The following is a 26,009-nucleotide window of genomic DNA, read 5'->3' as shown; positions in this document are numbered from 1 at the left end:
GAGGACGGGAGTTAAGGGCTTGTCCTCTCTGCCCCTTTCGCTCCGTACCCGTTCGGGAGATGGCTCTTGAGTGCGCTTTTCAGAAAAAAGTTGAAAAAAGCAAAATGCGCCCGTCCGCAAGACGCGGACGGGCGCAAAGGAAATGTAAGCAGTAGCTAAATGTATTGACAGTTCACATTCATAGCCGGAATATCCCGCTTGCGGAGCATAGCTTTTTTTGACCGCAAAGCATTAGGCGGGTTACAGTAAATAAAAATGGACACGGCGATACCTCCCCGATACCGCCGTATCCTTAAAAAAGGGCGACTTTAATACACTACCCGCAATCCATTCTATAATAGGGAACAGCGGCTTTTGCGCAATATTAAATAAAAAAGCCGATAACACATAGGTTTTTTGACCTAATGCGTTATCGGCTCTGCGTCTATGCGTCTGGCACTTTTAATCATTTTTTTTTGAATTTATTATATGTGTTAGCTAACTGTCCACAAGCCGCGTTAATCTCTCTGCCATGAGAAACTCTCATAGTAACTTCAAGTCCTGCTTGCTCTAATTGATGTTTGAATGCAACTATTTCCCGTTTCTGTGGTGCTTTAATTCTTGAATTGCTTGTTGGGTTGTATTGTAACACGTTAATCATAACTTTTTTGCCCCGAAACCATTTTGCAAGTTGTCTTACATCTGAGGGCCGGTCATTTATACCCGGTAAAAGCAAATACGCAAAGACAATTTTGCGATTATGCCTTTCAGAATAGGATAAGGCTTGCTTAACAACATCTTCAATAGCATATATGCGCATGTGAGGAATAATACGATTTCTTGCAGATTGTGTTGCTGCGTGTAAAGATATTGTCAACTGAATTTTAAGATGTTCCTCGCGCAATTTTTTTAATTGATCGACCGGACCAACTGTTGATATGGTAATGCCGTCGGTTGGAAAGTTGAGCCCATATCTATCTCGGAGAATATGGATTGCTTTTATCAAGTTGTCATAATTGAATAAAGGCTCTCCCATACCCATAAAAACGATACGGTTTACTTTTCGACGCAACAATATAATCTGTTGTACGATTTCTGACGATGTTAGATTACGAACAAAGCCATTTCGCCCGGACTCACAAAAAATACAACCAACAGGACAACCGACTTGTGTGCTCACGCAAACAGTTCCACCATCTCGCCGCTTGATAAAAACCGTTTCAATGTATTTGTTGTCTTTCAGTTCGTAAACATACTTTTCAGTATCACTGCTTTTGCAAATATTTTTTACCAACATTGATAGATTTTTTTTGCGTGGTAATTGCTTATATAATTCTTCATATAAGGCTTTTGCTTCATTCTCGCCAATAACTTCCGACATTTCTTTGTAAGTAAATCCGTATGGATCATTCCGTACTTCCGCAGGCGTATATTTAGGTAAACGTTTCATTTTTATATCCTTTCTTCTAAATAATAAAAGTTTGTTTTTCTGTATTTTTGATTACAATCTCTAATTTTTCTACATCAATGATATGCGTCAATTTGCATTTAGGGCAGAAAAGAGGAAAATCTTTTAATACAGTATTATGAAATACTTGAACTCTCGTCTTTCCGTTACAAATCGGACATTTTATCCAATATTTTTTAAGCATTATATTTCACTCGTCCTTTTTACACAAAAAAATGCAGGTCAATCCTCAACATGAGCATTGACCTGCATTTATAATGCACAGAGCAGTACAACAAAACTAAGGCATAGCTTGCACTATGTCTATACTATATCTATACGTCGTTAGTTTTTTGTATAGCATCCGCAAAATAAGCATGACAAAAAAGCCCATGTTGAAAATGGGAAAATCCTTTTTTTCAATGCTTATCTAATACGCATGCTATGCAACATAAACGCCGCCTCCTTTTACATAAATTTTATTTTATCAGAAAATCAGTCTACTGTCAATACACAACAGGAAGTATTTAACCTAATGATATGAATTGTGTGGACATATCCAAAAAGAAAGGTGAACTGTAAAATGTAACAGGGTGAATGAAAATGGCAAAAAGACCCGTACCATTGTACGACTTTAAGGCTTTCGGGGCAGCTATAAAAGCCGCGAGAAATGAATACGGCGAGAGCCGCAAAAAGGTAAGCGACGAGTTATATATTTCCCCGCGCTACCTTGCGAATATCGAGAACAAGGGACAACAGCCGAGTTTACAGGTATTCTATGACCTTGTAACCCGGTATCATATTTCGGTAGATCAATTTTTCTTCCCGAACAGCAATGCGGAGAAATCCACCGGGCGGCGGCAGCTTGACGCGCTGCTGGACGGTATGAGCGATAAAGGCATACGGATTGTAACCGCAACAGCAAGGGAGATAACGGAAGTCGAAAAAGCAGAGGATTAACCTCACAATATGAGAAATCGGGAGATTGCAGCGCATGGCGGCTGCAATCTTTTTTTGCGTCCAAAATCAAAGGAACGCGCAACAAATACCGCCTTTCGGTGGGGGTATGGAGTAGATAGCAAGCACAGCAAACGAGTACCCGTTTGCGGAAAATGCTTGTTGGGATAATCCCAAACCCTTATACCGAAAGGCGGTGCGGAAATGGAAAACCGAAAGAGAAATATACAGATGAAGTTTTACGTTACGGAAGAAGAAAAGCGGCTGATCGACGAGAAGATGAAGCAGCTTCCCATAAAGCAGTATGGGGCATACTTCCGTAAAATGGCGATAGACGGGTATATTCTTGTCGTTGACCGAAGCGACACAAAAGCATATATCCGGGAACTGCAAGCGGTGAGCCGGAACATCAACCAAATTGCAAAACGCGCCAATGCGACGGGGACGGTTTACAGGCAGGATATAGAGGACATTAAAAAGGCGGTGGACGAGATATGGCGGTTACAAAGACGCACCCTATTAAATCAACCTTAAAGGCTGCGATAGACTATATCTTAAATCCCGAAAAGACAGACGGGAAGCTGCTTGCGTCCTCTTTCGGCTGCGGGCTGGAAACCGCCGATATTGAGTTTGCATGGACGCGGGAAGCTGCCGGAGATCGCGGCACACATTTAGGGCGGCACTTGATACAATCCTTTGCGGTGGGAGAAACCACACCGGAAGAAGCGCACAAAATCGGCATGGAACTTGCCGGGGCGGTATTAGGCGGCAAGTATGAGTTTGTTTTGACAACTCACGTCGATAAAGACCATCTGCATAATCACTTGATTTTCAACGCGGTTAGCTTCGTTGACTACAAAAAGTACCATTCCAACAAGCAAAGCTATCACTTTATCCGGCGCACCAGCGACAGGATATGTAAAGAGCATGGGCTATCCGTCGTCGTACCGGGACAGGACAAGGGAAAAAGCTATGCAGAATACACCGCCGAAAAGCAAGGGACAAGCTACAAAGCAAAGCTGAAAACGGCGATAGATACTCTCATTCCCCAAGTGAAAGATTTTGACGAACTGCTGCGCCGCTTGCAGGAAATGGGGTATGAAATCAAACAGGGCAAATACATTTCCTTTCGCGCTGCCGGACAGGAACGGTTTACCCGCACAAAGACGCTCGGCGCGGCCTATACGGAAGAAGCGATAAAGGAGCGTATCAAGGGCGTGTATGTTGCCAAAACAAAAACGCTGCGGGAAGATAAGAAAATCCGGCTTGTCGTCGATCTTGAAAACAGTATCAAAGCCCAACAGTCGGCGGGCTATGAACGGTGGGCAAAAATCCATAATCTGAAACAGGCTGCTAAAAGCATGAACTTCCTAACCGAAAACAAGATTGAGTATTATAGCGAACTTGAAAGCAAGATAGCCGATATTATGACCGCTCATGACGCGGCGGCAAAGGCGGTTAAGGAAGTGGAACAGCGTATGTCTGATTTGTCGCTGCTTATCAAGCACACCACCACATACCGACAGTTAAAACCGATTTACGATGAATACCGAAAATCGCCGGACAAGGAAAAGTATCTGCGGGGGCATGAAAGCGAAATTATCCTGTTTGAAGCTGCGGCAAGGGCATTAAAGGAAATGCAGATAAAGAAGCTGCCCGATCTCGCCGCGCTGCGCAAGGAGTATAGAAGCTTAAACGACAGGAAAACCAAATTGTATGAAGATTATCGGCAAGCCAAGAAGCAAATGCAGGAATACGGCGTTGTCAAAAAGAACGTCGATAGTATTCTTTACCCGTCCCAAAGCAGGGCGCGGGAGCAGGAGCGATAAGGCGCAAAACATGGGGTGGCAAGTGGAATGTTAAGGGCTGAAAACGCCTGTGTTTCTGCGGCTTCCAGCGCATGAAAACGACATAGACGATAAAGTATATTCAAACCCGCAAAAACGGCTTTCTAATTGTCCACGCAAGGACAAAAAAAGAACAGGGGCGCGGTGCCGGAAATCGGCAACCGCGCCCCTGTTCTCTATGGGCTATTCCTCGTCGGTCAAGATAAACTCCCTTTCGGAAAACTCGCTGTCCGTCATGGCTTGCAGCTTGTTCACCGCTGCGGCGGCAAGCTGGCGCATATCCTCGTCCATGTAGGGCATGGCGGCAAGGATATTTTCAAGCGTTGTTTCCCGGCTGTCCTCGGCGTAGATCGCAACAATGTTTTCTTCCTCAATGGTAAAGCGGGTATTCATGCTATCAAACCTCCAAATCCTTTTTATGCTCTTTCTGTTTATCTTTCGGCTGCTGCGCCGCCTGTTTCTTGTATTCGTCCAGCTTCTTCAAAATGGACGGTTTTTTCTGCGGCTGTTCCCGTTTCTCGGCTTTTACCGCTTTTGCAAGGTCGGTAACGGAAATCGCTTCCCCCGCCTTTGCCCGCTGCTCAAAATCTGCAACGGTGGGCGTTTGCGGCGTATTGTTGATAAGCCCGTCAAAATTGTTGTCGTTCTGCTCTATGGTGTCCTCGACGTGCTTTAAGGGATTATCCCGCTGCGGCTGCTCGGCGGCTATGGCATAAGCCTGTGTGCCATTCCCCATAATGAGATACTTCCCGTCCTCCGACGCATGGTGAAAACCAAATCCCGCCGCTTCGATCTGTTCACGGCTCATATCGGTAATATGAAAATTGCCCCTCGGCGTTCTAACGGTTTCACCCGTCAAAAGGCTGTCGGGGGTCGCTTCCGGCTGCTGCTTTTCAAGCTGCCCGTCCTTGTAGGAATATCCTTGCGCCGCGATTGCTTCAAGGGTCTTGCCCGTAACGTCGCCATAAATCCGCTTGTCTGCGTCAACCAGCATTTGCAAAGTGTCTTGTACGGTGTCGGACAAGGCTTGCTGCTGTTCGGGCGGCAGCTTGTCAAATACGGGGGTCTGCTGCTCCTGCAAAAACTCCGGCACTTGCTGAAAACCGATACTGTCTACATAGTGGGCGGTGTCCTCGTCGTTCTGATGAAGCACAACAATGTCGGAAACGGAAAGGCTATGCCCCTTAAAGTCGGCGGGGTGGTCGATATTAAACCTTTCCCAAATGTCGCCCAGCGTCATATCCTTTGTAAGCGGTGCAGTATAGACGAGTTCATAATTTACCCGGTCAATGGTAAGTCCAGCCGCTTGCAGACGGTCATAAGGCTCAAAGCGCAAGTCCCTTGTTTCGTCCCCGCGCTTTAACTGATAAATGGAAAAGGTATCGCCCTGCTCCTGCTCGGCTTGCCGCTGCTGCTGCAACTCGGTAAAATGCCCCTCAATCTCGGTAATGAGTTCCTTTGCGGTGGTCTGTATTGTTTCAAGGGACGCTTTTAACTCGGTCATTTCCTTGCCGCTGCTCCAACCAGCCACATAGCCGAAAGAGTAATCGGAAGTATCAAGGCCGAAATGCTGGCAAACCGTATAAGCGACGCTTTCCGCTTCTACCTCGCAGGTATGGCGGTCAACGCGGTTTTGCTGCTCCGGCGGGGCGTTTAAGTCTACGTCGTGCAGCTTCGCATGGGCGATTTCGTGAATGGCGGTCTTTACCGCCTGTAATTCACTCACGCCCTCTTTGATTGCAATACGCTTGTCGGTCAAACTGAAATACCCATTTGCGCCGTTTGTGATCTGCTCAAATGCAATCGGGACGGGGGACGCTTTTTCAAGGGCGGCGAAAAAATCCTCGTACTGCTCCACATCGGCAAGCAGCGGTTTAACGGAAAGGTCGGGAAACTCCTTGCCCTCGGTCTGCGAAATATCAAAGACGGTTATAACCTTAAAGGCGGGGACGGTGATTTCCTTTTCTTCCTTTACCACTTTTCCCTCGCGGTCAAGCATGGGCTTTCTCGTTTCGGGGTCGATTTTATCAACCAGCTTTTTCACCTTGTAGGGCGCGGGGGCAAAGATTTTAATGCCTTTCTCGCCTTTCTTTACATGGCGGTCAAACTCCTTTTCCCATTGACGGAAGCCCATTACCAAATTGCCGCCCTGCATAGCAATTAGGATAGTGTTATTCAAACTATAATCATGGAACTTTGACATAGCGGTTAGAAACTCTTTGTAGCGGTCGCTGTCAAAAATCGCCTGTACGCCCTGTTCCAAACGCGCGGTGATCTCCTTTACCTTTTCGGCGGGCTTTTCGGAAGTAAGGATAATGGGGACGACGGGGCGGGGCTGCTGCGGCTCTGCGGCCTGTGCGTCTGCTTGCTGCGTTTCGGCTGCGTCCATATAGGCTTTGTCCTGTTCGCCGCGCTCCGGCTGCGGGTAACTCATAATGCGGTATTCTTCCGGCACTTCGCGCCCCTCAAACTGCCGTTCCCACTCGTCGCCGCTTTCCACGATATAGCCGTACTCGGTAAACGCGCCTTTTTCCTGCGCGGCAGCGTTCCTGCCAAAAGTAGAAAGGTCAATGCCGCCTTTCCATTCTTCGGGCATTTGTACCATGCCGGATTGATTTAAGTAATAGTCGCCCAAATCGTGGTAGTTATGTACTTCGGGGATATGGACGTAAAAATCCACGTTGTAGGTGAAGTCAATTACCTGTCCAATATTTGCAAGCCCGTTTTTCTGCTGCAAAGCTGCGTTCAGCTTGCCAACCTCGGCGGGGTCAAGCTGTTCGAGCCGCGCCGCAAGAAAATTGAGTTCGTCCACGTCGGCGGCGCATACCATTTCATAAGGCAAGGCAATATGTTTCTCCGGGTCGTCGGAATAGCCGCGAATGGAAAAATCCTGCGGGTTGTCGGCGGTAATGCCGACGTTCCGCATAGCTTCGTGCAACTGCTCCTTTGTGGCGGGCATATCCAACCAATAGCCGCCGGGGTCGCCCGCGTCAAAGCGGCTGCGGTTGCCTATCATAATAGAAAACTGTTCGCTCATGTGTTCACGCTCCTTTTCCTGCCCGGTATTTTCGGGGATAGCTGCCGCCTGTTGCTGCTGCGGGGGTTCTTCGCCCTCTATGGTGTAGTCCGGCATGAGCATACCGTTTACTTTGAAATAGTCGGCGTACTCCTGCGGGATAGGCGGGGAGATTTCCGTAAACAAGCGGTCATACGCTTTGATACGCCCATTCAGATACTTTTCCATAGCTGCCTTGTCGGTGAAAACCTTTCTATCTTGTCCGGCAATCTTCGCTTGGGTTCTGCTTGGGCTGTTGGTGCGCACGCTCCATGTAAGCGTCCATGAATACGGGATAGATTTCTGCGCTTCTTTGTCGTAGCGGGTATTCTCGTAAATGTAGTAATTCATCTGATATACCCGGTTGCTGCGAATATGGCGGTTATGCTCGGTGGTCTGCCACTCGTTAGCGGTGTGCTGGACGTGCGGCGTTCTCACATATTCAAGTGTTTTATCCAGCAAAAGCGTTCTTCCCGCCTGTTCTTCCCATGCGGCGGCGCGTTCTTTAAGGTCGTCAAAAATCGCCTGTTCTGCCGCCGCGCTTTCGCTGCGCATGGAAAGTAGCTGCGCAATCGGCAAGGAAGCATAAGGGGCAATCTCCCTGTCCTTTGCTTCAAAATATATCCGGCGTTCTATCCGCATGGTTTCGGCGGCTTCTAATTTGTCATGGTCGTATGAGGAATACGGCATATTCTTTCATCACGTCCTTTCTCGGTCATATAAGGGTTTGGGACTATCCCAACAAGCAAAATGCCCGCGCTCTCTATGGGAAGCGCGGGCATTTCTCGCAAACGGGTACTCGTTTGCTGTGCTTGCTATGTAGTTGTTTTTATCCGTAAACGCCTGTTTCTCTCGCTTTGGGCTTTCTGTCTGCGGCGTATCTTTGCCGCGCAATCGGGGCAGTATTTCGCCCGGTTGCTGCCCGCCGCAAACGTGCTGCCGCATACCGCGCAACGCTTCAAATCGGTTTCCCCGCTGCGGGTGATCTGTTCGCAAAGCTGCCTGTCGGCGGGTAATACCGCTTCGCGGAAATAGCGGCATAGCAGCGAATAGCTGATACTCTGCACACAAACGCAAGTTTCCCCGTCGTCCAGCAGCAGACAATTCCCGCAATCGTTGTTTGCACAAGCGGCGCGGGTCATTTTCTTTACGGCGCGGTATTGCTTTTCATCAAGCCTTATCATTTTCGGTTCTGCTCGACGCGGAAGTTTACATACTTGCCGCCTGTGTCGGCAAGCAGCACAACTCCGTCAAAGGTCTTTCCCGTCTTGGTCGAGTACATACCTTTGATTTTTACCTTTCCGTCTTTCAAAAGGGCGGCGGCAATCGCCTTTGTGAAAGCCTTTTTGCGCTGCTCAAAAAAGCGGTCATTCTTCCACATCACAAAGCTGCAAGCCCTGTCGGAGCAGTAAAAGTTTTTCTTGCCCTCGTAAACCGCCGCGCCGCAACGGGGGCAAGTGCCGATTGCTTCCCGCTGCGGGGTAAACAGCTTCGCTTTATCCTCGGAAATCGCGGAATAGGTCTTGACAAGCCCCGCTGTCATTTCCTCAATCCCGCGCATGAAGTCGGCGGGGCTGTCGCTGCCCTTTGCAATCCCGGTAAGGCGCGTTTCCCATTCTGCCGTAAGCTGCGGGGACGTAAGGCTGTCGGGCAGAATAGCGACAAGGTTATACCCGTCCTTTGTGGGGATTAGCTTTTTGCCCTTGCGCTCGGCAAAGCCCGCGCTAATGAGTTTTTCAATGATACCCGCCCGCGTCGCGGTGGTGCCTAACCCTTTGCGCTCCGCGTCCTCCGGCGTGTCCTCCTTTCCCGCACTCTCCATAGCCGAAAGTAACGTATCTTCGGTAAATGCCTTTGGGGGCTGCGTGTAACGTTCGGAGATCTCCGCTGCCGGATTGTCAAAGGTCTGCCCCTCGGCAAGCGGGGGTAAAACCGCTTCCGGCTCTGCGTCCTCGTCCTGTTCCCCGGACGCGGCGCGGGATAGTCTTTCAATCTCGCGCCAACCCTCGCAAAGCGTCGTCCTGCCCTTTGCGGTAAAGGTATAGCCGCCGCAAGTGAAAACCGCCGTAACCGCTTCATACTCATAGGGCGCGGCAACGGCGCAAAGCAGTTTTGCGCACACAAGGGTCATTAGCTTTTTCTCACTTTCGGCAAGGGAAGAAAAGCCCGTTTTCACAAACTCCGCTGTCGGCAAAATGGCGTGATGGTCGGTTACTTTGCTGTTGTCGCAAATCCTCGCAAGGTCGGCTTGCAGCTTCACGCCCTGCATAAAGGGGAGAGCAGCGCAAAGGCCGGTGATAAGTTCCTTTGTGCTGCCCTCCATATCGGAAGTGATATATTTGCTGTCGGTGCGGGGATAGGTCAAAAGCCGTTTTTCATAAAGGGCTTGCGCATAGTCAAGGGTCTGTTTCGCCGTAAACCCATACAAACGGTTTGCTTCCCGCTGCAAGGCGGTGAGGTCAAACAGTTTCGGCGGGGCTGCGGTCTTTTTCTCTTTTTTAAGGGAAGTACAAACGGCCTGCGATTTCTCGCAAGCCGCTTTCATCTGCCGCGCCGCCGCTTCGTCGTCCTGCCTTTCGGAAAGGGCGGCAACGCCGCCAACGTCCAGCCGGACGACATGATATTTCTCTTTCTTAAAGCTGCTGATTGCATAGTCGCGGTTTACCAGCATAGCAAGGGTGGGCGTTTGCACTCTGCCGACATTCAATGTTTTATGGTAGAGGATAGAGAAAAGGCGGGTCGCGTTAATGCCAATGAGCCAATCGGCCTTTGCTCTGCAAAGCGCGGATTGATAGAGGTTGTCATAGCCGCGCCCGTCTTTGAGATTTGAAAAGCCCTCGCGGATTGCACTTGCTTCCATGCTGCTAATCCAAAGGCGGGAAAAGGGCTTTTTGCAATTCGCCTGTTCATAGACAAAGCGGAAAATGAGTTCCCCCTCGCGCCCGCTGTCGCAAGCATTGATAATCTCGGTAACGTCGCTGCGGTGCATAAGGTCTTTGAGAATGGAAAACTGCTGCTCCTTGCCGCTGGCAACAATAAACTGCCACTCCTGCGGGACAATGGGAAGATCGTCGTACTTCCATTTACGGAATTGTTCATTGTAGGTCGCCGCGTCTGCAAGGCTAATCAAATGCCCGATACACCACGACACAAGGTAGCCGCCGCCCTCAAAATATCCGCTGCGCTTTTCATTCGCGCCCATAACGGCGGCAATCGCCGCCCCGACGCTCGGTTTTTCTGCAATTACAAGTTTCATAGATTATCGTCCTCCTGCTCGGTCTGTTCGGTTTCGACTACTTCCGTTTCCTCGTCGTCCTCGTCAAAATCAAGGTCGTCAAGGCTGCTGCTGCCTTTCGCCGCGTCCTTTTTGGGCTTCAAAATCTTAAAGTAGTAGAACGCGCCGCCGCCCGCTGCGGCAACAAGCAGCACGACAAGCAGAATACCCATGCCGCCGCCTTTTTCTTCTTCCGGCGGCTGCTCGGTTTCTTCCGGCTCCGGCTCGGCTTCCACACCCGCGCACTCGCTCATGTTGACGCTGCAAACCGGGCAAGCGGTGTTGACGCTTCCGGCAACGCATTTATCGGTGCAGCTACAAACGGGGGCTTCGGTCTGCCCGTCCTCCATAAGGGCGGTTAAATCCGCTTCGTCCACTTGGTTAAGGAAATGGACGGTATTTTCCCCGTCCTCGGCGCGGTCAATGATGATGTAAAAATAGTTGCCACTTTTGGTAACGACGGTGATAAACTGCTTGTCGCCGGACGCTTCACCCGTTATATCGTCCACAAGGGACATATTCCCGTCCGGGGTAAGGGGCTGCGGCTCATAGCCGCCCGTCGTTTCTTCCGGCTCGGTTTCCGGCGCGGGGGTTTCCTCGGTTACGGGGGTAGGCGTGTCGTCGCTTTCATCGCCACCGCCCGCATAAGCGGTAACAGAAAAGCCGCACATGATAACCAGTGCGGCAAGCAATACGGTAAACTTTCGGATTATCTTTTTATTCTTCATTGTCGTTGTCCTCCTGTTCGGCGGGGTAAGTGGCTTCCGGCTGCGGCAAGGTGATTTCGCCGCTGGCGTAAGCGGAGAGGAACGCGGCAAGCTGCGTCCCGTCAAGGTGTACCGCCTTTACCATTTGCACGATCTGCGCGTTTTCTTCCTCGACTTTCTGCGCTTCAAGGTCTTTCAGCTTCTTTTGCTGTTCAAGGATTTTTGCCCTCGTTTTCTCAATATCCCTTTCGATACGGTCAAGTTTCGTGTTCGCCATAGTCATTTACTCCTTTCCAAACTGTTCTTTCCATGAATAGCTGCGCCCCAATCCCTTAACGGTTTTAAGATAGGGCATAGCGTTTTCTTCCAAAGTCGCCGCCCGGTTAAATAGATCGGGATAGTGTTCTTTGAGATATAAAATCTCTTGTTTCTTCATGCTCGGACAAAAGAAACAGGACGATTTACCCGGCTGCGGCAATCCTGCCGCTTTGATTTCCCGGATACAATCGTCCCTGTTCCAGCCCCATTCTTCAATGAGGGGGTAGCGGTTATGATATTTTTTGTCGGCTTCGTTGTACTTGCGGGAATGTTCATACCGTTTCACTTCTCCCGCGTCATAGCCGATATAGCGGTTGACTTTCTCGCCGCGCTGCCATACTTCGCGGCAAGGCGCATAGTGGTTGCAAAACTTTTCCTGCGGTGCGATTTTGTGTTTCTGCGAACAACGCTTATGCCCGTAGGCAATCGACGGGAGCGTATGAGAGCGCAAGCACTCGGTTTCAAGAGATAGGCGGTTGCCGTAGCGGTCAACATACTGCACAACGGTAATCTGCGGCATACCGTGTTCCGCAAGCCATTGATTGATTATCTCGATAAATTGATAGGTATGCGGGTGTTCCGCGCCCGTATCGGCAAAGGTGATAAGGTCAATCGGGATTTTGTGCTTGTATAGGCCAATAAGTAAGGCGGCACTATTCGTGCCGCCGCCAAAAGATACAATATTCATTTTTCAACTCCTTTTAATTGTAATTTAACCGCCCGTAGGCGTAAAAGTGGGATTGCCAATAGCTGGTGTCCAGCTTTGAATACTGGATAGGGTCGCCACAATGCAGCATGACGGGGCTTCCGTCCCCGTCCTCGCCCACATAAATCCCCACATGGGAAACGCCGGGGGTGTCGTATGTACCCGTAAAGAACACCAAATCCCCCGGCTGCGGGTTAGAAACAGGGGTTGAGATGTTGTAAAGCCCTTGCGCCCCAAGTCTGCCCGTATTGTATAGGCCGCTGTTCGTCAACACATAACTCACAAAGCCGCTGCAATCAAAAGAGGTTTCCGGGGTGCTGCCGCCCCACACATAGGGAAAACCGACGTATTTATCTGCTTCCTCCATGAGCCGCGCAAACTTTTCATCGGAACCCAGCAGCGCGGCGGGTACTTCATAATCGGCGGGCGGGTTTTCATAGTATTTAGACACATAGCCGGATTGCGGGAAAAGGTCGGGTCTGTTTCCCAGCGACGACATATACATAGCGTACATGGATAGCTGTTCTTCGCCCATGATGTAAACGGGGACATGGGAGAGGTTGAAGTTTTCCAAATCCACATGAAGAATGTAATAGTTATAGGGGACTTCAACCGTATAGGGGTTGCCCTCGCTGTCCGTCCTTGTTTCGGTGCGGTAGCGTACCTGTACTTCTTCCTCGACCGTCAAGATATACTGTTTCTCAAAGAGCATTTCAAGGGTGCTTTGCACTTCATCGAGTGTAAACACGCCCTCATGCCACGCGGAAAGGATAGAAATTAGCACATAGGGGTCATGCTCGATCTCGTCCGCGTTTACCCGGTATTCGTCATAGCCGGGGTATTCGCTTTCGATATTGTCCAGCATATCTTGTAACTCGGCTTCCATAGCGGCATACGCGCTTTCCGCGCCCGTTATATCCGCGTCCTCGGAGAGATAGGACGACGCAATCAAGCCGCTGCCGCTGTTGCCGCCAAAGAGGGAGCAAGAGGACAGCCCGCCGAAAAGCAGCAGCACGATAAAGGCAATCCCGCCCACAATCAAGCAGCCTTTCCAATGCCGGACAACAAAGAACGTCGCCCGTTTGGTTTCCTGCGCGGTTTTCTTCGCCGCCTTTGCGGTGGCTTCAGCGGTTTTTTTCGCTTTGCCGCCCGCTTTCAGCGTTTTTGCATACTGCTTTTTAATGCGCTGCTTCTGCCAAAAACGGGAAATGGGGTTGGAGTGCGCAAGCGCGGGGTTATCGTGCAACGCCTTTTGATAGAGAAAATCTGCGTTTGCCTTTACCGCTTGTTTTTCCGCTGCCGCCGCTGCCCGGTAGGGTTTCAGCTTATGGCGGCGTATGCCGCCCTTAACTGCCCGCGCCGCCATGCCGCCCGCTTTCTCTCCGGCAAGTTCTACCCGGTGCCCGCTTTCCACACCGACGTTTTCTTTCTCTACCTCGTAGATTTTCCCATGTACGGTACTGTTTAACTCCTGTGCCGGACGGGATAAGGGGTTATGCCGCAACTTGCCGTTTGGGGGCTTATCCGTCTTTTCAAAGGAAAGGCGCGTCTTTGCCTTGCCTTTCGCTTCGTCAAAAACGCGCTCTTTCTTGATTTTGGTCTGCTTGGGGATAGCCGCCCGCGCTGCGTCTAAACAGTCTGCCGCCTTATCCGATTTCTTGATCGCTTTTTGAAGTTCCGGCGTTGCCCGTTCCGCTTCGGAAAACTGCAAGCGGGAAGAATGGGTTTTAGGCTGCGTCGCGTCAAGGGCTTTTTTCTCCGCGCCTTTTGCTGCGTGTCGCTCAATCTCTGCGCCGATATGCTGCACAACCTTTTCCGCTGCCACCCCTGCGGGGGCTGAATAGTTTTCTTCCTGCGGCCTTTCGCTGATACTGGACGTTTCGCCCGTCGTGAGGTTTTCCGCAACCGCACCGTCGCGGGTCATTTTTTGCGTTACCTTGTCGGGGGCTTTCAGTTCCTTGCTCAATCTTCATCACCTCCAATCCGCTGTTTTGCAAGTTCGCAATAGTCGGGGTTTAACTCAATGCCGATATAGCGGCGGTTAAGCCGTTTTGCTACCATGCCCGTCGTGCCGCTGCCGAAAAAGGGGTCAAGGACAATCCCGCCGATGGGACAGCCCGCCAAAATGCACGTTTCCGCAAGTTTCGGCGGGAACGCTGCGAAATGCCCGCCATGATAGCCGACATTGTTAATCTGCCAAACGTTGCGGCGGCTGCGGACGGGAGAAATCAACTCGTCGGCGTATGCGCCCTTTTCGCGGGGGCGGTTGATTTTCTGCGGTTGGTTTTGCCCCGGAACAGTAACGTTATACTTATTTCCTTTGCTAACTCCGCTTTTCAGCCGCCCCGCCGTTGTGGGGGCTATCGGCTCGGCTACTGCTTGCCAATCGTAATAATACTTCTTTGACTTGGTAAGCAGAAACACATATTCATAGCAGCGGGTCGGCCTGTCCCGCGTGCTTTCCGGCATGGGGTTTGTTTTGTGCCAAATGATAGAACTGCGCAAATACCAACCGTCGCCCCGCAAGGCGAGGGCTACAAGCCACGGAATACCAATTAAATCTTTGGGCTTGCAGCCGGGGGCGCGGTGGTTAAACGCCACTTGCTGCCCGTTCCTGCCTTTGGGGTATTTGGGGTCTTGGTGGTCGGCTTTGCTGCCTGTGCCGCAATAAGTGTCCGCGATATTCAGCCAACAAGTACCCTCCGGCGTAAGCACCCGCTTTACCTCATGGAATACCGCCGTAATACGGGAAACATATTCCTCCGGCGTTGCTTCCCGTCCGATCTGCCCGTCTGCGCCGTAGTCCCGCAAGGCATAGTAGGGTGGGGACGTTACGCAACAATCAACTGCATTTTCCGGCAAGGTTTGAAGCACCTGCAAGCTGTCGCCGCAATAGATTTTGTCCATTTCTATCCTCATGCCGACACCTCGCCGGGTTTGGTCGTCATTACACGATAGAGTTCCGTATCTTGCGGGAAACGGTCAATAAAGGGCAAAATCACGTTGCCATAGAAGATAAGCCCCTCGCCCGCGTCGGAATGGGTTACATAGGTCATTTGCTGCTGCGAAATGTTAAGCTGCTTTGCAAGGATTTCCCGGTCGCCCTGCGCTTGGTTGAGCATATAGACAAAATCGCTGTTTTCAAAAACGTTTGAAACTTCTCTGCTCGTCAAAAGGTCTTTGACGTTCTGCGTGATACCTGTCGGAATACCGCCCCATTTTCTAAATCTTTTCCATATTTCAACGGAATAGGCGGCGGTCTGTTCCTCTTTCAAGAGCAAATGAAACTCGTCGATGTAGTACCGCGTCGCCTTGCCCTCGCTGCGGTTGAGCGTTACGCGGTTCCACACTTGGTCTTGGATAATGAGCATACCGACTTTTTTAAGCTGGGTGCCGAGTTCCTTAATGTCAAAGCAGACAAGGCGGTTGTGAATGTCAACGTTTGTGCGGTGGTTAAACAGGTTCAAGCTGCCGTTTACATACAGTTCCAACGCCGACGCGATACGCTGCGCTTCCTTTTCCGGCTGCTTCTTGATTTCATTGTAGAGGTCGCCCAAAATCGGCATATTCTCCGGCTTCGGGTCTGCAAGGTAGCTGCGGTACACGCTGATAACGGCGCGGTCAATCAAGGTCTTTTCAACCGCTTCCAGCCCGTTTTTGCCGCCCATAATGAGTTCGCAAAAGGAAAGGATAAAATCGCTCTTTAAGGCTATGGGCGTGTCGCCCTCGCTGTAATTGAGGTTTATGTCCATCGGGTTAATGTACTGCGTGCTGTTCTGCGAAACCTTGATAACCTGTCCTTTCAGCCGTTCCACAAGGGGGTAATATTCCGCTTCCGGGTCGCAAATGATAATATCATCTGCGGTAATGAGAAAAGCGTTGGTGATCTCGCGCTTTGCCGAAAAACTCTTGCCGCTGCCCGGTGTGCCGAGGATAAGGCCGTTTGGGTTTTTCAGCCGTTTTCTGTCGCACAGAATCATATTGTTGGAAAGGGCGTTTAAGCCGTAATACAACGCTTCGCCGCTTTGGAACAGCTCTTGCACCGTAAAGGGGACGAAAATAGCGGTGCTGGAAGTCGTCAAGCCCCGCTGGATTTGGATTAGGTTTTCGCCCAACGGGATAGAGGACATAAGCCCCTGTTCCTGCCGGTAGTCAAGGCGGGTGAGCATACAGTTGTATTTCTGCGCGATACTTGCGGCACTGAATACATCGTTGTCCAATTTCTGCTTTGTGTCTGCCATATTCAAAACTAACAGCGTAAGCAAAAACATTCGCTCGTTCCGGCTTTGCAAATCCCGCAAAAGGTTTTTCGCTTCGCCGCCGTAGGTGGCAAGGTCGGACGGGATTATATCCATATCGTAGCCGCTGCGGATTGCCTTTTTCTGTTCCTCGATTTTCATGCGGTCAAGGTCGGTGATTTTCCGCTTGATGGTCTTGATCGCTTCGTTGTGGTCGATACTCTGAATGTGCAGATTGACGACAATCCCGTTTTCCGCTTCCATGAAGTCGGCAAGCATACGGTCTGAAAGTTCCGGCGCGGCAATCTGCAAAAAGGAAACCGCGCCAAACTTCCCGCCCATTTGAAACATTCGCCCGTCGCCAAAACGGAAAGAGGACGGGGCAATAAAGTCTTTGACGGAAAGGCCGCTTACGGGTAGCCATTCCCACGCAAAGTTGAAGCGTTCCCCGTCCGGGTGGAAAAGCCCATGCAGCACTTCAAGCCGCTGCTTCCCGTCCAATACCCGCGCCGCCGCGCCGATCACCTTAAAATGGTTGAGGGTGTCCGTTTCGATACGGGCAAGCCGCGCCCGCGCCGATTTAATATCTTTTGCTTCAATGGTAAAGGTGAGAAACTTTGTCTTGATAAGCCCGTTGTTGCCGCGTTCAAGCTGTGTTTGCAGCATTTCGGTGTATTCGGCTCTGATACTGTCAAAGTCGTCATTCTGTGGGGCAATCGTGATACTGCTCTTGAAATCCTCCTTGTTCGCATGGCGGCTGATTAAGGAAAGCTGCACACTGATAGAAGCGTCAAAAGAGTTATACATATCGCAAAGGGCTTCAAAAATGGCGGTCTTGTCGTCCGGCTGCGCAAGCTGATAGTTAATATCTTCAAACTCAATGCACTTGGAATACCGCCCGTTTGCAAGGCGGCAAATCCCGTCCTTATACATTCGTTCAAACGGTATGCTGTCCTGCGCCGTATGGGGCTTCCCGTCGCCCTTTGACTGCCGGATAAGCGCGTCGATCTGTTTCTTTTCCTGCCGCGTAAGTTTACGCTTTTTGTTTTGGGTCTTTCCCTTTTCCTTTGACAATCGCCCGTACCTCCTTATCTAATCGCTCCTGCCGCGCAAGGGCGGTATAAAAATTGTTGGTCTGATAAGGTCGCTCTTTGGGGCGAAGAAACTTCACTTCCACAAATTGCCGTATAATCACTTCCAGCGGTTGCCCGTTCTTCTCGTACATAGCGAGTAGGAACATGGGCAGCATGGCAAGCACCATGCACAAAGCCGCCGTTGTCGTTCCCGCGCTGTCCTTTGTCAAAAAGAATAGCGGTAGCCCGATAGCCACCGCCGCGCCGAAACAGAGTAATTGTCTTTTGGTAAGGTTGAACATTACCTTGCTCTTGATTTTGGTTAAATCCTTTGGGACGGTTACATACGCCATTTCAAACCTCCTTTCCGGCAAACCGTATGTCGCTTTTGATTTCATTTCCCCATACGTCCCAACCAGGGGTATGCTGCCTTGCAAACAGTTCAATACGCGGTAGGTCGCCCATAAGGGCAAGTATCTTTTCCCGCGTTATATCCGGCTTTTTGCTGTGCTGCTCAACAGGGGAAATAATAAATTGATGTACCTTGTTTGATTGTCGCTTCGGGTGTCCTTTGGTAGCAAGCAAGCAGATTTCCGCATTTCCTCGCGTCCAAAAGCCCAAGCCATAAAACCAAGTGGGCGATTTCCGATTTTGCTTTAACCATACAAAGGCAACGGATTTATAGGTAAATCCCCAAGCCTTGATTAACTGCAACGCTTCTTTAAGCTGCGGGAACGTCGCCCATAGGAATAAAATACAGTCCTTATCCGCAATTTCTTTGACGGGTAAAGCGCAAAGTTCCTCAATACTCATAGTGGGATAGTGCTTTTCCGCTGCGCCCTGTACCTTGCTTCTCGCGTATCTCCAAGGGGGATCGGCGTAAATGATTTTGTATTTCTTCATCTGCACCCCCTTAATGCGCGCTGAATACGGATTTTGCAAGGCTTCCCGTTTTGAAAAGCGTAAAACACAAGAGGACGGTATAGCCCATGCAAGACCAGATCGCGCCGGATATGTCATCGGTTGCTGCGATTGTCTGTATCAAAACCGCATAAATACCGACGCACACAAGAATTAGAAAAGCCTGAAAACCGAGGGCAAGCAAGGATTTTAAGTAGTTCTGTCCCATGCCGCCCCATTCACGATTTACCATTGTCGCAACGGGGATAGGGGCGATACTCGTTACAAGGTATATTTCAATCATGCGCCCGTACACCACCAGCATGATACAGATAGACAACGCTTTCATGGTAAGCCCCACAAAGAGTGATTGAAACCATAGCCCCAAAAGCCCGCCGACGCTCATAGCGTCCAGCTTTGCTTCTATATCGGTGATAACGGTTGCAATATCTATGCTTGTGTCGGATATGATAACGCCCGCGCTGTCGTTGACGACGCTCTGTGTAATGTCAAATACGCCCATGACGATGTTCCAAGTATTTGTTACCAGCAGCACCGCAACAAAGGTTTTGAAAATCCACTTGAAGAAAATCCAAGTGTCGAGATCGTGCAGATTGTTTTTCTCAATTACAAGCTGGATTAGTTCGTAGCACATGACAAAGGTAATGATAACGCCCGCAATCGGCACAATGACGTTTTCCGATAGGCTGCGTATCATATTGAATATGCCCGCGTTCCACCCGGCGGGGGTTGTGCCGACTTGCGTTGCGATTTCTCCAACCTCTGTATTTACGCTGTCGAACAGCCCGGAGAGATTAGAGAGTATTCCGTCTGTCAAAATGCCGCGAAACCAATCTTCAATCATCTGCCATATCAAAAGCTAATCCCTCCTTTCCCGCGCCCTCCCGCGTGAAGCGGGAGAGCGCGGCGGGTAGTGTTAGTTTGTGGCATTATCCAAACAGGCCGGAGAGCAGCGGGACAAGGGTAAGGCCGATAAGGGCAACGCCGCCGCCCGCCATCAACTGTTTTATCCCCAATTAGGTGTAAAACTCTGCTCGATGGCGGGCGGCGGCGTACAAAAAATCTATATGGTGTTTTTAAGAGAACCGTCCCGGCGGGACAGGTCAGGCAGTGACCTGTTCCACCTCCGGGATGGGTTTGAGATTAAAATGAATTTCGATAGAAATGTGTCTTGTTTTATCTTCGTCAATGCGCTCATGCACGACGATTTCTTTGATTAAGCGGTTAAGGGTGGCTGCGTCCAGCTCTGTGATGTTGGCGTATTCCTGAATGGCTTCCACCCATTGTTTTGCGTCATTGGCAAGCTGGACTTCATCAGACAGCCGCTTTCTGCCCTCTGACACTTTTGTTTTAAGCTCCGTCTGCTCGGTCTGTGTCTTTTCCAGCATGGTGTTGAAATTCTGCTCACTGATACGCCCTGCAATCATATCCTCATAAAGCCGCATGACCATTTTGTCCAGAACCTCAATCCGTTCCTCGTCCCTTGTAAGGGAGCGTTCCATTGCTTCCCGCTGTTCCCGCTGCTCGGCTTCACAGGTATTGGTCAGGCGGTCAGCAACCGCTTCCCCGTCCATCAGGGCAGCTCTGGCACATTCCCGGATTTTCCGCAGCACATGGCTGTAAAGGGTGTCATAGTCAATCCGGTGCTGGGTGCAGTGGTTCTTTCCAAAGGCATTGTAGGTCTTGCAGGAATAAATCTGCTGGGGATGTTTTGCGTTTGTGTAGCGTACCGTCAGCGACTTCCCACACTCGCCGCATTTTAACAGTCCGGCAAACAGGCTGATTTCATTAGTCTGCCCCGGACGCTGGCGGGATTTCAGCTTGTTCTGCACAATGTCAAAGCTCATGCGGTCAATCAGCGGTTCATGCTGCCCCTCCACCACAATCCAGTCCTCCGGCTTCTTTTCCCCAATCGTGCCGATTTTGAAACGGTAGTCCTTTTTCTGGGAAGCAATCGCCCCGGTGTAGACAGGATTCATCAAAAGGTCTTTGATAACGGAGAAGTCCCACATATACCGCCCGTTTTCCGGGTCTTTCTTTTCCCATTTGGTGCGGGTATTGCGAAGCCCCCGTTCCCGGTTCCACCATGTGGGGCAGGGGATTTTTTCTTCCTCCAGCCGTCTGCGGATATAGTTCGGACCATGACCGTTCAGGGCATATCCGAAAATCAGCCGCACAATCGGGGCGGTTTCCTCGTCAATGAGCAGATGGTTTTTGTCCTCCGGGTCTTTCCGATACCCAAACGGGGCAAGACACCCGGTAAACTGTCCTTTCTGCGCTTTCAGAAGATAAGAGGAATGGACTTTCTTGGAAATATCCTTGCTGTACATCTCGTTCAGGATATTCTTGAACGGGGCAATATCGTTGTTATCCCGCAGGGTGTCGATACCGTCATTCATGGCGATATAGCGGACACCATTTCTTGGGAAAAAGTCCTCAATCAAATGCCCGGTTTGCAGATAGTTCCGCCCCAGACGGCTGAGGTCTTTCGTGACAACAAGGTTGATCTGCTTTCGCTCAATGGCTCTCAACATTCTCTGTAAATCAGGACGCTCCATATTAAGACCTGTGAAGCCATCGTCCTGATAGACTGCTACAACCTCCCATCCCTGCTTTTCGCAGTATTTTTCCAGCATATCCCGCTGGTTGGCGATACTGGCACTTTCGCCTTGCAGGTCATCGTCCTTTGACAGCCTGCAATAGACCGCCGCACGATAGCCCCCGGCAAGTGCTTTTCCGATTGTTCTATATTCCATTTCGTTCATCATAGCCATTTACCCACACAATCCAGACGGTATCTGGCTCTTTTGAACCTCATCTTCATTATAGTTCATATCTTTCTTTTTAGCAAGATATTCTTTCGTATTTGTCTTGCCGTATTTCTGGGAAATCAGGCTGACGAACACATCGGTTGCGTCCAGTTCCCCGTCAAACACAGTAGTCACATGAATCTCTGTTTTGTTTTTTGCCATAGGCAGTTATCCTCCATACATGAAAACAGCCAGACAGAGAGTGTCGGCAACGAAGTCCGGCAACGGGCTTCAAAAGACCTTGCAAACAATCTCAATCTGGCGATGGTTACTATTTATACTTTTCTTTTATTTTTCTGTTGTTTTGGTTGTTAAAGAGGGAAAAAGCCCGGAAATAAAGGATTTCCCCCGGCAACCGGCTCGGCAACGGGATAGCAACAGGGTGTGCAACGGGCTGTCCTTTTCAGAATGGAAGCTGCATCTGTTCTGTGACCTCCACAAAACCGTCCATCGTTTTTTCAGACGGGTTGCCGGAGTCCGTTGCCGGGTTTTCACGCTCCCAGCCCTTTTGTCTGCCATATTCTGAAAACATCCTTGGATTCGGGAAGTACCGCCAGCCGGAAATGCACTGGTTCATAATCTCGTTGATTTCACGGATTTCCCATTGCTTCGGCTCGTCAAAGGCATGGTTTAAGGCTTCCTTGTAGAGCTGCTTGGAGCAGACCATGCTCCCGGTGTACTTATCAAGATACGCCTGTATCATCCCGGCTTTGGTGTCCTCCGGCATAAAATCCCGCTGGTGTTCCTTGAGATACCGCTGCATGGCGGGGCTGAAAGCCAGCTTGAACCTGCCGCTTCGGTAAATCTCCATCGCTTCCGCCCACATCTGCTCAATATAAGCTCTGGAAGCAGCTTCATCCTCCAAAATATGAACCTCGGCTTGCTCCGGGTACACCATGACGGGGATAAAGCGGCGGTTGCCGGAACGGTCAAGGGGAAGAAAATCAAGGGCATTGGAAGTGCCGCCAAACACGCACTGACGGGGGCGGTCTGCCGGGTGGGTTTCATAAGGTATCTTATAAACCTCTTTCTGCCGGCTTAAAAATGACTTGATTTCCTCAATGCTCTTGGCATTGGCGGTTGCCATCATTTCCGACATTTCAATAATCCAGTGACCTTGCAGCTTGCGGTACACATTGTCATCGTCCAGCTTCCGCAAATCATCGGAGAACCACTCGTCCCGGACTGCCAGCAGACGGAAGAAGGTGGACTTGCCAGCCCCCTGACCGCCTACCAGACAGAGCATGATTTCAAACTTGCACCCCGGCTGAAAGGCTCGTGAGATTGCGCCCAGCAAAAACAGCTTCAACGCTTCATAGGTGTAATCATCTGCGTCAGCCCCCAGAAAGTGCCGCAGACAGAAACGGATTCGCTCTGTCCGGTCCCACACAAGGGCACTTAAATAATCCCGGATGGGATGGTACTTGTTTTCATTCGCCACAATCCCGATGGCGTTATCAATCTTTTTCTCATTGGTAAGCCCGTAGGTTTCTTCTAGATAGAGAAGCAGATACTTCATATCCGTATCGTTTAAGGCAGTGCTTTCCCTGTGGAAGCCGATGGGCTTTATGATGTCCTTGCGGTCGGTCAGGATGTTGTATGCGATAGCCCCGGAAAGCAGCGGGTCACGCTGGAATACGGTCAGGCAGTTCCGTATGCTCTGACGGACGCCGCCTTTCTCGGTAGTTTCCAGCCCCGCCTTGATTTCAGGGGCGCTCTGGGGCGGCTGCATGGCGTTCATGGTGTTTTTTAATTCTTGCTGCGTCTGTGGCTGCAAGCTCTGCCATTCGCTGTTCAAGCTGTATCACATCCTTTCCGTAGTCCGTAATCAAAGCCGCTTTTTCCTCTGTCTCCCCAAACAGCAGTACATCCAGCAGATATTCCACATGAGCTTGCTTCTGTAAGGCTTCCACAAACCGGGGATGAAAGGCTTCCTCCGGGGAGTGCGGAGCATATTCCGTTCTCCATGCTATAAGCAGGTGGAGATAATCGGCAAGAATACAAAAGCAGCGGTTCTTTGCTTCCTGAAACTGTTCCTCCGGGGATTTCTGCCGGGGCTTGGGCTTTTTTGCCTTTCCCAGCGGTTTCCAGTCCTCATAGGAAAGCCCGAAGTCCTGTGCCAGTTGTACGGTGGCTTCTTTCTTCCCAAGCCCATACAGGGCGGCGGCAAAATCAATCACATCCCCATCAGCACCGCAACCGAAGCAGTGGTAACGCCGATCCAGCTTCATGCTTGGGGTTTTATCGTGATGGAACGGGCAGCAAGCCATCCCGTTCCGACCTACATGGATTCCATAATGCTCCGCAGCCTGTCTTGTTGTGACGGACTGCTTCACAGCTTCAAATACATTCAAATCTATCCCTCCTTAAAAAGAAAAAAGCACCTGACATTCTCAATCTGAAAATGGCAAGTGCCTGTTAAAGTTCCATATTTTGTTGTTTGTGTTTCGTCTGCTCCGGGGCAGTTTTCTCTGTCTTTTTCTCGTCAGCCTTATCCTGCAAGACTTCCTTGATAGGCTGTTTCTTGGGCGGCTCTTTGCTTTCCTCTGTGCCGGGTGTGGCTTTCCGTACCCAGTAGCGGATGTCCCGCAGCTTCTTCAAATCCTCCTGTACATCGATTAACGGTACTTTCAATTCTGCGATTTCGCTGATAAGTTTTGTCTGCTCCTGTTGCAGCTCCTTTCTGGTGCTGTCCTTATCATCCGGGTGTTTGGCAAGGTAGGCAGCGGCTTTCTCATACCGGGCAACCTCCGGGTGTTCCTGTTTGAATGTTTCCTTCGTTTTCTTGAAAAATATCTTCTGGTACTTCTCATAAACAGGCTTACATTCCTTACAGTCTGTCCGGGCGGAAAGAATCCCGTCAATCACTTTGCTGCGGGTTTCCTTGGGCTTCATCTGGCTGCGGTAGTCGGCAACAGATTTCTCGGAAGATTTCAGAAATGCTTCCAAATCCTCCACAGTGGAAAGCCCCTTTCGCCGGAGATAAGACAGGGCTTCGCTGACTGCCTTTAAGTCCTTAGAAGTCCCCCGGTTTTGTCCAGCTCTCGTCCAGTCTTTCCGTTCTTCTTTTCGTATTTCCATATATTTCATCAGTAGATTGGGAAGAAAGACAGCTTCCTCCGCCGCTTTCTGTGCAAGCAGTTCTTTCCGTTTTTCGCCCAGCTCGGTAATCCAGCCTTTGAGGTTTTGGATGAGCTGCCGGATGGACTTCATCAGGCTGTTGGCGGCTTTAATTTCCCGGTTCAGGTTTCCGATATTCGTCTGGATACCACGCTTTTCCATCTGTCGGACAGCAGCCCCCTCATGGACAGTAGGGATAATATCAAGCCCCTGTCTGGCATAGGAACGCAAGTCCACACGCTCCGGGCGGTCATTGGCTTCCAGATAGCGGTTCTGGATGACCTCCCATTCATGCCGCCAGATTTCACAATACTTCTGGTCGTTCCAGTCCACCGTATCTTCCTTATGGCTTTTCCATCTGCCGGACGGAAGTTTTATCCGTTCCCCGTTCTCGTCAAGGTCATAAACCTTGCGGCTCTTGGGAAGCCATTTCCCATGTTCGTCCATTGCCCGCATGGTCAGCAGGACATGGGAGTGGGGATTGTGTCCCGGCGGATGGGGGTCGTGGATGGCAAAATCAACAATCATGCCTTTGGAAACAAACTGCTGCTGGCAGAACTCCCGGACAAGGACAGCGTACTGGTCGGGCGGTATCTCTCTGGGGATAGTAAGCACCCACCGCCTTGCAAGCTGGGAGTTCCATTGCTTTTCCACCGCTTCGGCGGCGTTCCACAAAGTATTGCGGTCTGCATACTCAGGCGGTGCGTTTGCCGGAAGCAGGATTTCATTGTGGACGATACCACGCTTTTCCGGGTAGTGCTTCACTTCTTGGTCGTATTCACAGAACAGCTTTTCGCCGCTCTGGTAAGCAGCGGCGGCAACCGCAGACTGCTGTTGGCTGCGCTGCACAATAGAAATTTCGTTGTGTGGACAGGGCATTTCGTGTCCCTCCTTTCGGTAATTAGTGGATGGGGTGGCGTTTTATCACCTCATTTTGGGCAGAAAAAAAGCAGGAGACCTTTTTCAGATTTCCTGCTTGGTGTGCCGCTGTGTGGACGGCGGGTATTTAGTTGTAAAAGTTCGGGGCAAGTTGACCCGATGTGTGTGGAATAACAAACTGGGATTTATTTATTTTCTTGACTTTGAATACCCGTATATAAAGTTGGCTTTTCTAAAAGCATTCCATATTTCAACTTGGGAAGTTTAATAAGTTTATCATATAAAAGTCTAACTTCTTTATAAGACCCTAATGTGAGATGTTCGAGATTTATAAGCTCTAAAACAGGTGAGTAATCTTTGCTTTTTAAGTTAACAGTAAGCAAACTTAAAAACCTTAACTGCTTCATATCCGCTAAAAAATCTAAAGAATTTACATGAATCTTTTTTGAGCTAGCAAAATTACCCTCAAGAGAAAGACTTTCTAATTTTTTTATTCTAGCCAAAGAATTATAATCATTAATTTCTTGGAAGTTTTCAATTGTTAAAGCAACAAGATTGAGAGTATGAGAAAATTTCTGTAAATAAGATTCTTCTATGATAATGAAGGGTGGGAAACTTCTAAATCAGGTTTTTCACCCTTGTTTTATATATAACAGGTACTTCCATGCATGTCAAGAG

Annotated in this window: 24 protein-coding genes and 1 pseudogene; 3 read left to right on the top strand and 22 right to left on the bottom strand. The window is 49.9% G+C overall.

Features of this window, described 5'->3' with window-relative positions; translation table 11 throughout:
* Positions 1-445: 445 nt before the first annotated feature.
* Positions 446-1,429, bottom strand: coding sequence for a 23S rRNA (adenine(2503)-C(2))-methyltransferase RlmN (gene rlmN, locus HW447_RS16320; protein WP_002584956.1), 984 nt, complete (start codon positions 1,427-1,429; stop codon positions 446-448).
* A gap of 16 nt (positions 1,430-1,445) precedes the next feature.
* The gene (locus tag HW447_RS16315) at positions 1,446-1,631 is read right to left on the bottom strand and encodes a cysteine-rich KTR domain-containing protein (RefSeq protein WP_003431289.1); all 186 of its coding nucleotides are present in this window, start codon (positions 1,629-1,631) and stop codon (positions 1,446-1,448) included.
* A gap of 398 nt (positions 1,632-2,029) precedes the next feature.
* On the opposite strand from HW447_RS16315, the gene HW447_RS16310 reads away from it, so the two are divergent.
* The 3 genes from HW447_RS16310 (at position 2,030) to HW447_RS16300 (ending at position 4,212) form a co-directional block, all read left to right on the top strand.
* The gene (locus tag HW447_RS16310) at positions 2,030-2,386 is read left to right on the top strand and encodes a helix-turn-helix transcriptional regulator (RefSeq protein WP_002584957.1); all 357 of its coding nucleotides are present in this window, start codon (positions 2,030-2,032) and stop codon (positions 2,384-2,386) included.
* 201 nt (positions 2,387-2,587) lie between these two features.
* Positions 2,588-2,917: a plasmid mobilization protein gene (locus HW447_RS16305; protein WP_002584958.1), complete on the top strand. Its 330-nt coding sequence runs from the start codon at positions 2,588-2,590 to the stop codon at positions 2,915-2,917.
* Positions 2,878-4,212 carry a relaxase/mobilization nuclease domain-containing protein gene (locus HW447_RS16300; protein ID WP_002584959.1) on the top strand — a complete coding sequence of 445 codons (1,335 nt, stop codon included), beginning with the start codon at positions 2,878-2,880 and terminating at the stop codon, positions 4,210-4,212. Before HW447_RS16305 ends, HW447_RS16300 begins: the two co-directional genes overlap by 40 nt.
* A 201-nt stretch (positions 4,213-4,413) precedes the next feature.
* Here HW447_RS16300 and HW447_RS16295 read toward each other — a convergent pair whose 3' ends face one another.
* The 20 genes and pseudogenes from HW447_RS16295 to HW447_RS16200 form a co-directional block, all read right to left on the bottom strand.
* Entirely contained in the window at positions 4,414-4,623 is a 210-nt protein-coding gene (locus HW447_RS16295; protein ID WP_002584960.1) for a transposon-transfer assisting family protein, read from the bottom strand.
* A 4-nt stretch (positions 4,624-4,627) separates the two neighbouring features.
* Positions 4,628-7,975 (bottom strand): YodL domain-containing protein, encoded by a 3,348-nt coding sequence (locus tag HW447_RS16290; protein ID WP_002584961.1) that lies wholly within the window; start codon positions 7,973-7,975, stop codon positions 4,628-4,630.
* Positions 7,976-8,100: 125 nt separating this feature from the next.
* On the bottom strand, positions 8,101-8,469 hold the full coding sequence (locus tag HW447_RS16285) for a cysteine-rich VLP domain-containing protein (RefSeq protein WP_002584962.1): 369 nt from the start codon (positions 8,467-8,469) through the stop codon (positions 8,101-8,103).
* Positions 8,466-10,541 (bottom strand): type IA DNA topoisomerase, encoded by a 2,076-nt coding sequence (locus HW447_RS16280; RefSeq protein ID WP_002584963.1) that lies wholly within the window; start codon positions 10,539-10,541, stop codon positions 8,466-8,468. Before HW447_RS16280 ends, HW447_RS16285 begins: the two co-directional genes overlap by 4 nt.
* A complete protein-coding gene (locus HW447_RS16275; RefSeq protein WP_002584964.1) occupies positions 10,538-11,287 on the bottom strand; it encodes a DUF4366 domain-containing protein in 750 nt (249 codons plus the stop codon). The genes HW447_RS16280 and HW447_RS16275 overlap by 4 nt, the downstream gene beginning before the upstream one ends.
* Positions 11,277-11,543: a DUF4315 family protein gene (locus tag HW447_RS16270; RefSeq protein ID WP_002584965.1), complete on the bottom strand. Its 267-nt coding sequence runs from the start codon at positions 11,541-11,543 to the stop codon at positions 11,277-11,279. Before HW447_RS16270 ends, HW447_RS16275 begins: the two co-directional genes overlap by 11 nt.
* Before the next feature lie 6 nt (positions 11,544-11,549).
* Positions 11,550-12,272, bottom strand: a complete 723-nt coding sequence (locus tag HW447_RS16265) for a phosphoadenosine phosphosulfate reductase domain-containing protein (protein ID WP_002604475.1) — start codon at positions 12,270-12,272, stop codon at positions 11,550-11,552.
* Positions 12,273-12,285: 13 nt separating this feature from the next.
* On the bottom strand, positions 12,286-14,256 hold the full coding sequence (locus HW447_RS16260) for a C40 family peptidase (RefSeq protein ID WP_002604476.1): 1,971 nt from the start codon (positions 14,254-14,256) through the stop codon (positions 12,286-12,288).
* On the bottom strand, positions 14,253-15,209 hold the full coding sequence (locus HW447_RS16255; protein ID WP_002604477.1) for a DNA-methyltransferase: 957 nt from the start codon (positions 15,207-15,209) through the stop codon (positions 14,253-14,255). Before HW447_RS16255 ends, HW447_RS16260 begins: the two co-directional genes overlap by 4 nt.
* A complete protein-coding gene (locus HW447_RS16250; protein ID WP_176256138.1) occupies positions 15,206-17,602 on the bottom strand; it encodes a VirB4-like conjugal transfer ATPase, CD1110 family in 2,397 nt (798 codons plus the stop codon). The genes HW447_RS16255 and HW447_RS16250 overlap by 4 nt, the downstream gene beginning before the upstream one ends.
* Positions 17,562-17,954, bottom strand: a complete 393-nt coding sequence (locus HW447_RS16245; RefSeq protein ID WP_002604479.1) for a PrgI family protein — start codon at positions 17,952-17,954, stop codon at positions 17,562-17,564. Before HW447_RS16245 ends, HW447_RS16250 begins: the two co-directional genes overlap by 41 nt.
* A gap of 1 nt (position 17,955) precedes the next feature.
* Entirely contained in the window at positions 17,956-18,504 is a 549-nt protein-coding gene (locus HW447_RS16240) for an MT-A70 family methyltransferase (RefSeq protein WP_002604480.1), read from the bottom strand.
* A 10-nt stretch (positions 18,505-18,514) separates the two neighbouring features.
* Complete coding sequence (locus HW447_RS16235) at positions 18,515-19,366, bottom strand: VirB6/TrbL-like conjugal transfer protein, CD1112 family (RefSeq protein ID WP_003502113.1); 852 nt, start codon at positions 19,364-19,366, stop codon at positions 18,515-18,517.
* Positions 19,367-19,451: 85 nt separating this feature from the next.
* A pseudogene (locus HW447_RS16230) lies at positions 19,452-19,535 on the bottom strand (Maff2 family mobile element protein); the annotation flags it as partial.
* A 90-nt stretch (positions 19,536-19,625) separates the two neighbouring features.
* On the bottom strand, positions 19,626-21,296 hold the full coding sequence (locus tag HW447_RS16225; RefSeq protein WP_176256137.1) for a recombinase family protein: 1,671 nt from the start codon (positions 21,294-21,296) through the stop codon (positions 19,626-19,628).
* Entirely contained in the window at positions 21,297-21,494 is a 198-nt protein-coding gene (locus HW447_RS16220; protein ID WP_176256136.1) for a hypothetical protein, read from the bottom strand.
* A 241-nt stretch (positions 21,495-21,735) separates the two neighbouring features.
* Positions 21,736-23,073: a virulence-associated E family protein gene (locus HW447_RS16215; RefSeq protein ID WP_176256149.1), complete on the bottom strand. Its 1,338-nt coding sequence runs from the start codon at positions 23,071-23,073 to the stop codon at positions 21,736-21,738.
* The gene (locus tag HW447_RS16210) at positions 23,039-23,686 is read right to left on the bottom strand and encodes a CHC2 zinc finger domain-containing protein (RefSeq protein WP_176256135.1); all 648 of its coding nucleotides are present in this window, start codon (positions 23,684-23,686) and stop codon (positions 23,039-23,041) included. Before HW447_RS16210 ends, HW447_RS16215 begins: the two co-directional genes overlap by 35 nt.
* Before the next feature lie 64 nt (positions 23,687-23,750).
* Positions 23,751-25,331: a MobQ family relaxase gene (gene mobQ, locus HW447_RS16205; RefSeq protein WP_176256134.1), complete on the bottom strand. Its 1,581-nt coding sequence runs from the start codon at positions 25,329-25,331 to the stop codon at positions 23,751-23,753.
* Between the two features lie 185 nt (positions 25,332-25,516).
* Positions 25,517-25,834: a hypothetical protein gene (locus tag HW447_RS16200; RefSeq protein WP_176256133.1), complete on the bottom strand. Its 318-nt coding sequence runs from the start codon at positions 25,832-25,834 to the stop codon at positions 25,517-25,519.
* Positions 25,835-26,009: the final 175 nt, after the last annotated feature.

This window comes from Enterocloster alcoholdehydrogenati, assembly GCF_013282095.1.
GTDB classification, from domain to species: Bacteria; Bacillota; Clostridia; order Lachnospirales; family Lachnospiraceae; genus Enterocloster; species Enterocloster alcoholdehydrogenati.
Note: the sequence above shows the minus strand (reverse complement) of the source record. Positions and strands in the feature narration are given on the sequence as shown.

Bases quoted from the DNA above. Each gene is read 5' to 3' on its own strand.
- HW447_RS16280 (WP_002584963.1), bottom strand. From the start codon at position 10,541: ATGAAACTTGTAATTGCAGAAAAACCGAGCGTCGGGGCGGCGATTGCC.
- HW447_RS16295 (WP_002584960.1), bottom strand. From the start codon at position 4,623: ATGAATACCCGCTTTACCATTGAGGAAGAAAACATTGTTGCGATCTAC.
- HW447_RS16290 (WP_002584961.1), bottom strand. From the start codon at position 7,975: ATGCCGTATTCCTCATACGACCATGACAAATTAGAAGCCGCCGAAACC.
- HW447_RS16265 (WP_002604475.1), bottom strand. From the start codon at position 12,272: ATGAATATTGTATCTTTTGGCGGCGGCACGAATAGTGCCGCCTTACTT.
- HW447_RS16270 (WP_002584965.1), bottom strand. From the start codon at position 11,543: ATGGCGAACACGAAACTTGACCGTATCGAAAGGGATATTGAGAAAACG.
- HW447_RS16255 (WP_002604477.1), bottom strand. From the start codon at position 15,209: ATGAGGATAGAAATGGACAAAATCTATTGCGGCGACAGCTTGCAGGTG.
- HW447_RS16310 (WP_002584957.1), top strand. From the start codon at position 2,030: ATGGCAAAAAGACCCGTACCATTGTACGACTTTAAGGCTTTCGGGGCA.
- HW447_RS16300 (WP_002584959.1), top strand. From the start codon at position 2,878: ATGGCGGTTACAAAGACGCACCCTATTAAATCAACCTTAAAGGCTGCG.
- mobQ (WP_176256134.1), bottom strand. From the start codon at position 25,331: ATGCCCTGTCCACACAACGAAATTTCTATTGTGCAGCGCAGCCAACAG.
- HW447_RS16305 (WP_002584958.1), top strand. From the start codon at position 2,588: ATGGAAAACCGAAAGAGAAATATACAGATGAAGTTTTACGTTACGGAA.
- HW447_RS16240 (WP_002604480.1), bottom strand. From the start codon at position 18,504: ATGAAGAAATACAAAATCATTTACGCCGATCCCCCTTGGAGATACGCG.
- HW447_RS16275 (WP_002584964.1), bottom strand. From the start codon at position 11,287: ATGAAGAATAAAAAGATAATCCGAAAGTTTACCGTATTGCTTGCCGCA.
- HW447_RS16220 (WP_176256136.1), bottom strand. From the start codon at position 21,494: ATGGCAAAAAACAAAACAGAGATTCATGTGACTACTGTGTTTGACGGG.
- HW447_RS16245 (WP_002604479.1), bottom strand. From the start codon at position 17,954: ATGGCGTATGTAACCGTCCCAAAGGATTTAACCAAAATCAAGAGCAAG.
- HW447_RS16235 (WP_003502113.1), bottom strand. From the start codon at position 19,366: ATGATTGAAGATTGGTTTCGCGGCATTTTGACAGACGGAATACTCTCT.
- HW447_RS16285 (WP_002584962.1), bottom strand. From the start codon at position 8,469: ATGATAAGGCTTGATGAAAAGCAATACCGCGCCGTAAAGAAAATGACC.
- HW447_RS16215 (WP_176256149.1), bottom strand. From the start codon at position 23,073: ATGAACGCCATGCAGCCGCCCCAGAGCGCCCCTGAAATCAAGGCGGGG.
- HW447_RS16315 (WP_003431289.1), bottom strand. From the start codon at position 1,631: ATGCTTAAAAAATATTGGATAAAATGTCCGATTTGTAACGGAAAGACG.
- rlmN (WP_002584956.1), bottom strand. From the start codon at position 1,429: ATGAAACGTTTACCTAAATATACGCCTGCGGAAGTACGGAATGATCCA.
- HW447_RS16225 (WP_176256137.1), bottom strand. From the start codon at position 21,296: ATGGCTATGATGAACGAAATGGAATATAGAACAATCGGAAAAGCACTT.